General features: G+C 53.5%; 8 protein-coding genes. 3 read left to right on the forward strand and 5 right to left on the reverse strand.

Features of this window, described 5'->3' with window-relative positions; genetic code table 11:
* From Afil_RS03665 to coaBC, 4 genes are all read right to left on the reverse strand, one after another.
* The gene (locus Afil_RS03665; RefSeq protein ID WP_230267166.1) at positions 1-1,395 is read right to left on the reverse strand and encodes an NAD(P)/FAD-dependent oxidoreductase; all 1,395 of its coding nucleotides are present in this window, start codon (positions 1,393-1,395) and stop codon (positions 1-3) included.
* Positions 1,396-1,897: 502 nt separating this feature from the next.
* The gene (locus tag Afil_RS03670) at positions 1,898-2,113 is read right to left on the reverse strand and encodes a hypothetical protein (protein ID WP_230267167.1); all 216 of its coding nucleotides are present in this window, start codon (positions 2,111-2,113) and stop codon (positions 1,898-1,900) included.
* Positions 2,114-2,155: 42 nt separating this feature from the next.
* On the reverse strand, positions 2,156-2,956 hold the full coding sequence (locus Afil_RS03675) for a type III pantothenate kinase (RefSeq protein ID WP_230267168.1): 801 nt from the start codon (positions 2,954-2,956) through the stop codon (positions 2,156-2,158).
* Positions 2,940-4,184, reverse strand: coding sequence for a bifunctional phosphopantothenoylcysteine decarboxylase/phosphopantothenate--cysteine ligase CoaBC (gene coaBC, locus Afil_RS03680; RefSeq protein ID WP_230267169.1), 1,245 nt, complete (start codon positions 4,182-4,184; stop codon positions 2,940-2,942). The genes Afil_RS03675 and coaBC overlap by 17 nt, the downstream gene beginning before the upstream one ends.
* A 253-nt stretch (positions 4,185-4,437) precedes the next feature.
* On the opposite strand from coaBC, the gene Afil_RS03685 reads away from it, so the two are divergent.
* Together Afil_RS03685 and Afil_RS03690 are read left to right on the forward strand one after the other, a co-directional pair.
* A complete protein-coding gene (locus tag Afil_RS03685) occupies positions 4,438-5,586 on the forward strand; it encodes a glycerate kinase family protein (protein ID WP_230267170.1) in 1,149 nt (382 codons plus the stop codon).
* The gene (locus Afil_RS03690; protein ID WP_230267171.1) at positions 5,583-6,110 is read left to right on the forward strand and encodes a thioredoxin domain-containing protein; all 528 of its coding nucleotides are present in this window, start codon (positions 5,583-5,585) and stop codon (positions 6,108-6,110) included. The genes Afil_RS03685 and Afil_RS03690 overlap by 4 nt, the downstream gene beginning before the upstream one ends.
* 106 nt (positions 6,111-6,216) lie before the next feature.
* Here Afil_RS03690 and Afil_RS03695 read toward each other — a convergent pair whose 3' ends face one another.
* The gene (locus tag Afil_RS03695) at positions 6,217-6,465 is read right to left on the reverse strand and encodes a hypothetical protein (RefSeq protein WP_230267172.1); all 249 of its coding nucleotides are present in this window, start codon (positions 6,463-6,465) and stop codon (positions 6,217-6,219) included.
* A 2-nt stretch (positions 6,466-6,467) separates the two neighbouring features.
* Between Afil_RS03695 and Afil_RS03700 the strand changes: the two genes are divergently transcribed.
* On the forward strand, positions 6,468-6,875 hold the full coding sequence (locus tag Afil_RS03700; RefSeq protein WP_230267173.1) for an Inorganic pyrophosphatase: 408 nt from the start codon (positions 6,468-6,470) through the stop codon (positions 6,873-6,875).
* The last annotated feature ends 151 nt before the right edge of the window (positions 6,876-7,026 follow it).

Below are 7,026 nucleotides of genomic sequence, written 5' to 3' on the forward strand. Positions count from 1 at the left end.
TCAGTTTTTGTGCTTGCGGGATTCGATGAGATTGCGGGCCGCATAGACACCGCTTGCGGACGCGTGGGAGAGGGAATGGGTAACGCCGGAGCAGTCGCCGATGACGTAAAGGCCTTTGCGGGATGTTTCGAGATGGTGATCGACTTCGACTTCCATGTTGTAAAACTTGACTTCCACGCCATAGAGCAGCGTATCGTCGCTGGCCGTCGATGGCGCTACCTTATCGAGTGCGTAAATCATTTCGATGATGTCATCGAGCTGACGTTTTGGAATGACCAGAGACAGATCGCCTGGAGTAGCTTTCAGCGTCGGACGGACAAAGCCGGAATCGATGCGATCCTGAGTGGAGCGCTGACCGCGGATCAGATCGCCGAAGCGCTGTACGATCACGCCGCCGCCGAGCATGTTGGACAGACGGGCAATCGATTCGCCGTAGGCGTTGGATTCATGGAACGGTTCCGTAAAGTGGCTGGAGACGAGCAGCGCGAAGTTGGTGTTTTCCGTAAACAGGGACGGATCGGAATACGAATGGCCGTTTACGGTAATGATGCCATTGGTGTTTTCGTTGACGACCACGCCATGCGGGTTCATGCAGAACGTACGGATTTTGTCCTGATACTTTTTGGAACGGTAGACGATTTTGGATTCGTAGAGAGAATCGGTCAGTTCGCTGAAGGTGACGTAGGGCACTTCCACACGAACGCCGATGTCAATGCGGCTGGCCTGGGATTTCAGGTTGAGATCCTTGCAGATGGATTCCATCCAGCGCGAGCCGGAACGGCCGGTGGAGATGATCATCTGATCGCCTTCAAAGCGGGATCCGTCGCTGCACCAGGCGATGTAGCGACCGTCCTTGGCGACGATCGAATCGGCATGATGGAAGAAGTGGAAGTCCACTTTGTCCTTCAGTTCGTTGTACAGATTGTTCAGAACGACGAGATTGACGTCGGTACCGAGGTGACGGACGTTCGCCTTAAGCAGATGCAGGTTGTTTTCCAGACATTTCTTGTAAAGACGGGCATCGCTGCCTTCGAAAAGACGCGTCTTGTCGCCGCCGCATTTACAGTTGATTTCGTCGACGTATTCCATCAGTTCGATGGCTTCTTTTTTGCCGGTGTATTCGTAAAGGGTGCCGCCGAATTCGTTGGTGATGTTGTATTTGCCATCGGAAAAGGCGCCGGCTCCGCCAAATCCGCTCATGATCGAGCAGGACGGGCAGCGTACGCAGGAAGGAACGGTGGTGCCGTTGATCGGACATTTTCTTTTGGAAAGGGGAGCGCCGCTTTCGAGAACGCCGATTCGTAAAGTCGGATCCAGCCGGGTCAGCTCATACGCCGCAAAAATACCGCCGGGACCTGCACCGATAATCAAGACATCGTAAGATACAGTTTCCATAGTGTATATTCTCCTGGATTCCCTGAGGGAATGGTTTTAAATCGTTTGCGGTGGGCCTGCACACCGGTTTCGCCAAGTCGTCCCAGACCGTGCAGACACACAAAAAGTCCCGCTTCCATCGGTGCATAGCGTATCCATGTCTGAATTTTCCAGAAGGATTCCTCCGGGAATATCGCTGCGACAAGTCCGAAACAAGCAGGATCAGGGCTGCTGCCAGAGAAAGGCCAAAGCCGCCCGAATACGGAATTATACGCAGGTCGGCCGCAAAAAACAACGCACAGCCTCTTGTGGAAAACGGAATTTTCAACGGGGTGAATTGAAATAGTAAATGCAGCGGTTGAACCTTTCTTTGGGGGATTTCGTCTTTGCAGCGCCAGCGCTGGATTCGGTCCTTCTGTCTGGATCTTTTCCGGACGTTCTGACTGAAAAGTCGATCGATCTGGCCTGAAATTCCATGAAAAAAGCCGGTCGCCTGACCGGCTCGATCCGCGAGAAACGGGAATTATTCTTCTTCCTGAACGGTATCCCAGTCGGGTCCGATTTCAGGGGGCGTTTTGCCCGCAAGACGTTCCTTGAGAACGCGGATTTTCATATCCATATTGTTGTGGTTGACCTTCATGTAACGATGCAGAAAATAGTCCTGAACCTGGTTGTAAAGCGAAACCAGTTCCTGGTATTTCTTCTCGTCTTCTGAAACAGGCTGTTTGGAATCTGCCATATTCGCTACCTCCGCGAATTCAGTATAGGCAGATCCGCTTTTCTAGGCGCCCGCTTTTGCCTGTGCTCTTGCCTTCTCGTATTCCCGGGTTCGCTCATACACCGTTTTGAGCCCCTTGAAAATCAGGTTGGGATCGTACACATCGATATAGTCGGTGTGCTGGCAGATCACACGGCCAAGACCGCCGGTGGCGATGACTTTGAAGTCGCCGCATTCCTTGCGGAAGGCTTCCACCGTTTTTTCAAAGCCGCCCAGGAACTGGTAGAAAATTCCCGCCTGCATGGCCGTCTGGGTGTTGCGTCCCATAACGGAGCGCGGCTTCTTGATTTCGACTTCCGGCAGCTGGGCGGTCTGTCCCCAGAGGGCGTTGGCGCCGCTTTCGATGCCTACGCCGATGGCACCGGCTTTGAAGACGCCGTCCGCATCGACATAGTCGTACGTCGTCGCGGTTCCAAAATCGACAACCAGCAGCGGCGTTCCGTATTCCTGAATGGCACCGGCGACGTCCGCAATACGGTCCGCACCGACGGAGCGCGGGTTTTCGAGCTGAACGCTCACGCCGGATTTGACGCCTGGACCGATGACGAGCGGCTCGATGCCGATGAATTTGACAATGCCGTTGCGGAAGGAGTGCATCACTTTCGGGACAACCGAAGAGACGATGACGCCTTCGATCTGTTCCGTCTTGATTTTGGCGTTTTCCAGGAAATAGTGGAGCATGAAGCCGTATTCGTCGCTTGTGCGGCGCACTTTGGTGTTCATACGGTAGGTGCAGATCAGGTCGTCCTGATCGAAGACACCGATGGTGATGTTTGAGTTTCCGACATCAATGCACAGAAGCATGGTCGTGTTTTCCTTTCTGGATTTCGAGCATCGTCAGCAGAATCTTACGGCCGAGCTCTTCTTTCGTCTGGAGGGGCAGATGGGACAGGCTGTCTGGAGTCATGAGGGTAACGATATTGGTATCGGTCATGAAGCCGGCGCCCTGGGTGTGGAGATTGTTGGCGACAAGCAGGTCGCAGTTTTTCGACAGCATTTTTTCTCTGGCATTCGCGTCGAGATTTTCGGTTTCCATCGCAAAGCCGCAGAGCACCTGATCGTCTCGCTTATTCTGGCCAAGGCCGCGCAGAATGTCCGGGCTCTTAACGAATTCCATCGTCAGCGTATCGCCCGATTTTTTCATTTTCTGCTCATGCGTTGTGGCAAAGCGGTAGTCGGCAACGGCGGCGGCCATGATGATGAAATCCGCACTTTCGGCCTGTTCCTTCATCGCTTTTTCCAGATCGAGCGCGCTGACAATATCGATGCGTTTCACATTTTCTGGCGTAGGCAGATGAACCGGGCCGGCGACGAGTACAGTGTCCGCACCAAGTTTGGCGGCAGCTGTCGCAATCGCAAAGCCCTGCTTGCCGGAAGAATGGTTGGACAGAAAACGGACGGGATCGAGCGCTTCCTGCGTCGGACCGGCGGAAACGACCACGCGCTTGCCGGCTAAAGGCAGAGGTTCGAGAGCAGCAGATGCTTCTTCCTGATTGTGAAGGGCGCTCTCGATGTGCGCAACGATCTCTTCGGGTTCAGCCAGACGGCCTTTTCCCGTTTCGGCGCACGCCAGCATCCCTTCACCCGGTTCAATAAAGGACCAGCCGCGTTTAGCGAGAGTGGCAATATTGGTTTGCGTTGCCGGATTTTCATACATGTGGACGTTCATGGCCGGCGCAGCCAGAATCGGACACATGCAGGCGAGCAGCGCGGAAGAGAGCAGATCGTCGCCGATACCGCAGGCGGCTTTGGCGAGTATATTGGCATCCGCCGGCGCGATCACAAACAGATCGGCGCGGCGGGCAAGTTCAATGTGCGGAATGAGTGCTTCGTGCGTGCCGTCAAACTCATCGACGTATACATCGCGGTGCGAAAGTGCCGCAAAAGTCAGCGGGGGCACGAAGGCGGCGGCATGCCGGGTCAGAATCACATCGACCGCATAGCCTTTTTTCGTCAGAGAACTGACGATCGAACAGGCCTTGAAAGCGGAAATGGATCCGGTCACGCCAAGTACAATGGTTTTCTTCTCCATAATTTATCCTTTAATGATCGAAAGCCGTGTCGGTTCGCTGTCAGTCTTTAAAAGCAGAGAACTTCAAAAATGAAGATCTCCAAAAAGAGCAGACAGGAAAAGCGACCTGAAAAAAAAGAGAGGTCTTGCAGGAAGACTTTACAGGTCCCAAGGCTTTTTAAAATTATAGCGGGATGGAATGTAATCCCCAAATCATTTGTCAGAACACGCGGATTTACACAGAGCGCATGCGGACGGCTGGTATCATGAAACCATGAAAATCTTTATCGCCTCGGACTCCTATAAAGGCTGCATGAGCAGCCGGGAGGCCAATTATCGAATTGAAAAAGGCATACACAAAGCCGACCCCCAGGCCAAGTGCAGCAGCTTCTGTATCAGCGACGGCGGCGAAGGGTTTGTCGAAGCGTTCGCGCAGGCGTTTCAGGCGCGTGTGGAAAAGGCGGAAGCGCACGATCTGTATGGACGGCCGCTGACCGTCAGCTACGCCTGGCAGCCTGAACGCAAAACCGTCTGTGTGGAAGCGGCGTCTGTTCTTGGCCTGACGCTCTATCCAAGGCCGTCCAGACGGCCGATGGAAGCATCCAGCCACGGACTTGGCCAGCTTTGCGCTAAACTGATTCGCGAACTTTCCCCTCAGCAAGTCGTGATCGGACTGGGCGGAACCGGAACCAATGACGGCGGCATGGGCTTTCTGGGCGCTTTTGGAGCCAGATTTTACGACCGCAGCCGTCATCTGCTTCGGCCGAGCGCGCAGAACTTAAGCAAAATCGCGTTCATCGACAAGCGGGAATTTTCCTTCCCGGCGTCGGTTCAGTTTGTGGCTGCCTGCGATGTCTCCAATCCGTTTATCGGAGAAAACGGAGCCACGCATGTGTTCGGCCGGCAGAAAGGTCTGCGTCCGTTTCAGATCGCGGGCGTGGAAAAAGCAATGAGCTGGTTCTGCGCGAAAATTGATCAGACCTTTCATGTTAATCTCAATGCATATCCCGGAGCCGGCGCGGCCGGCGGACTGGGCGGCATGCTTGGCGCCGTCTTTGACGCCCGCATCGAGTCCGGAATCCGCCTTCTTGCATCCGGAAGCCGTATGATTGAAGAAATTCAGGACGCGGATCTTGTCATTACCGGGGAAGGGCAGAGCGACGAGCAGTCCGCCAACGGAAAAGCGGTCGCGCAGATCGGAAAAATGGCCAGCCAGTACGATAAACCGGTCGTCGTCATCAGCGGAGCCCTCTCCACCGGCTATGAAAAGCTGTACGATCTGGGGATCGACGCGCTGTTTTCTACCGCGGACCGGGCTATGTCGTTTTCACAGGCTCTCAAAAGCGGTCCGGAAAAGCTCGAAGCCCAGGCGGAAAATATCATGCGTCTGCTTCAGGCCGCAGAAAGGATTTACAGGCGATGAAATCTTATGTTTTAGTTTCGAGCGCGCTTTGCGCCAGCCTTGTGCTGGGGGCCTGTTCGAATACTTCGAAAAAGCCGTATACCGTTATTGATGTGACGATGGATGAACTCGATACGCTCTTAGAGGAAAAGAAAACCTTCCCTCTGCTCGTCGAGCGGGAAGGCTGCGCGTTCTGTGCCGCGATGAACAGCTATATCGATCAGACGAAAAACGAACATGACAACATCACGGTCTACCATCTCGATACCACCGAATTCAAGCTGTTCCGCAAAGAGGAAGGCGCCAAAACGCTGGTCAGCGATACCGAAGACGGCAAGCGTCTGCTGGAACTGTTCCCCTATTTCCTCTATACGCCGGCGATTTACCGCATTGAAGACGGCAAGCCGGTGGACGGCGCGTTTGGCTATGACGAAACCAGACATACCGTCTCCCTCTGGAATCTCGATTCCACTATCGACTGGGACGGCGCGCAGAATATTCCCGTCTGGGACTATCTCGAAGAGTGCCAGCCCAAAGCGCAGTAATTCCTACGGACAGGCACGTCCCAGAAAAACAGGAAAGTCAGGCAGGATCTTTTCATAGGTCCTGCTTTTTCATGGCAGACCGTTTTACTTTGTTATCCCGGACAGATTACAGGCGTGAAAAAGCGCCATTTTGAGGGAAAATCGACAGGTTTGCGGCGGAAATCGCACCCAATACGAGGGATAGAAGAAAAGAAACACCGCTCTGCGCTTTGTGCGCTAGAATGTAAGAAAATGTAACAAAATGCGCCGCCAAGTCCCGCTGCACGCAGGGCTTTTCTGCGGCCGCTTTTTCTTCTTTTACCGGGCAAAAAGTGCCGGTCAGGGAAGGAAGAATTATGGAAAGGCAGGATATCATTTATGTCTTCAACGAGATCGAGTGAACTGGAAAACAATGTTTTTTTCTGGCAGAAGCTGGATACGCTGGTTCTTTCAGGAAATATGGAAACCATTCGGCAGGCCGGATCGCCGAGCGTGGACTATCCGCGGCTCTCCTATCCGGTGGACTATGTACGGATCACGGACGCCATCAGTGCTAACGGGGTACCGCTGCTCGGGTTTAAAGGCGAAGGCAAGGGCCTTAGCGTCACCGCGATTATTGTGCAGGCGGACATTCTCGAGCGGGAGCTTCTGACCAAAGTGCTCATTGGCTGCGACGAAGAAGAGACAGAACGCATCGTCAAGTTCATCAACGCGGCAGAGTTTCAGAAAGCCATTCTCGTACGCCGTTCCAACACCGTTCCCACATGGGCGCAGGCGGAACAGTAAACCGTATTTTTTTTTCTGAGAATCCCAATGTCATTAAGTTAAGGAGGGATAAAAATCGTATACCCTGTTCATGAGCGTTGTCATTTCTTATATTTTGCGTCTCAGGCATGACGAAAAGGATGATTTTCTACCTGTTGAAAAAATCATCCTG

This window comes from Allobaculum fili (assembly GCF_020969955.1).
GTDB classification, from domain to species: Bacteria; Bacillota_I; Bacilli_A; order Erysipelotrichales; family Erysipelotrichaceae; genus Allobaculum; species Allobaculum fili.

Coding starts and splice junctions, on each gene's coding strand:
- Afil_RS03665 (WP_230267166.1), bottom strand. CDS start 1,395: ATGGAAACTGTATCTTACGATGTCTTGATTATCGGTGCAGGTCCCGGC.
- Afil_RS03670 (WP_230267167.1), bottom strand. CDS start 2,113: ATGGCAGATTCCAAACAGCCTGTTTCAGAAGACGAGAAGAAATACCAG.
- Afil_RS03675 (WP_230267168.1), bottom strand. CDS start 2,956: ATGCTTCTGTGCATTGATGTCGGAAACTCAAACATCACCATCGGTGTC.
- coaBC (WP_230267169.1), bottom strand. CDS start 4,184: ATGGAGAAGAAAACCATTGTACTTGGCGTGACCGGATCCATTTCCGCT.
- Afil_RS03685 (WP_230267170.1), top strand. CDS start 4,438: ATGAAAATCTTTATCGCCTCGGACTCCTATAAAGGCTGCATGAGCAGC.
- Afil_RS03690 (WP_230267171.1), top strand. CDS start 5,583: ATGAAATCTTATGTTTTAGTTTCGAGCGCGCTTTGCGCCAGCCTTGTG.
- Afil_RS03695 (WP_230267172.1), bottom strand. CDS start 6,465: ATGATATCCTGCCTTTCCATAATTCTTCCTTCCCTGACCGGCACTTTT.
- Afil_RS03700 (WP_230267173.1), top strand. CDS start 6,468: ATGTCTTCAACGAGATCGAGTGAACTGGAAAACAATGTTTTTTTCTGG.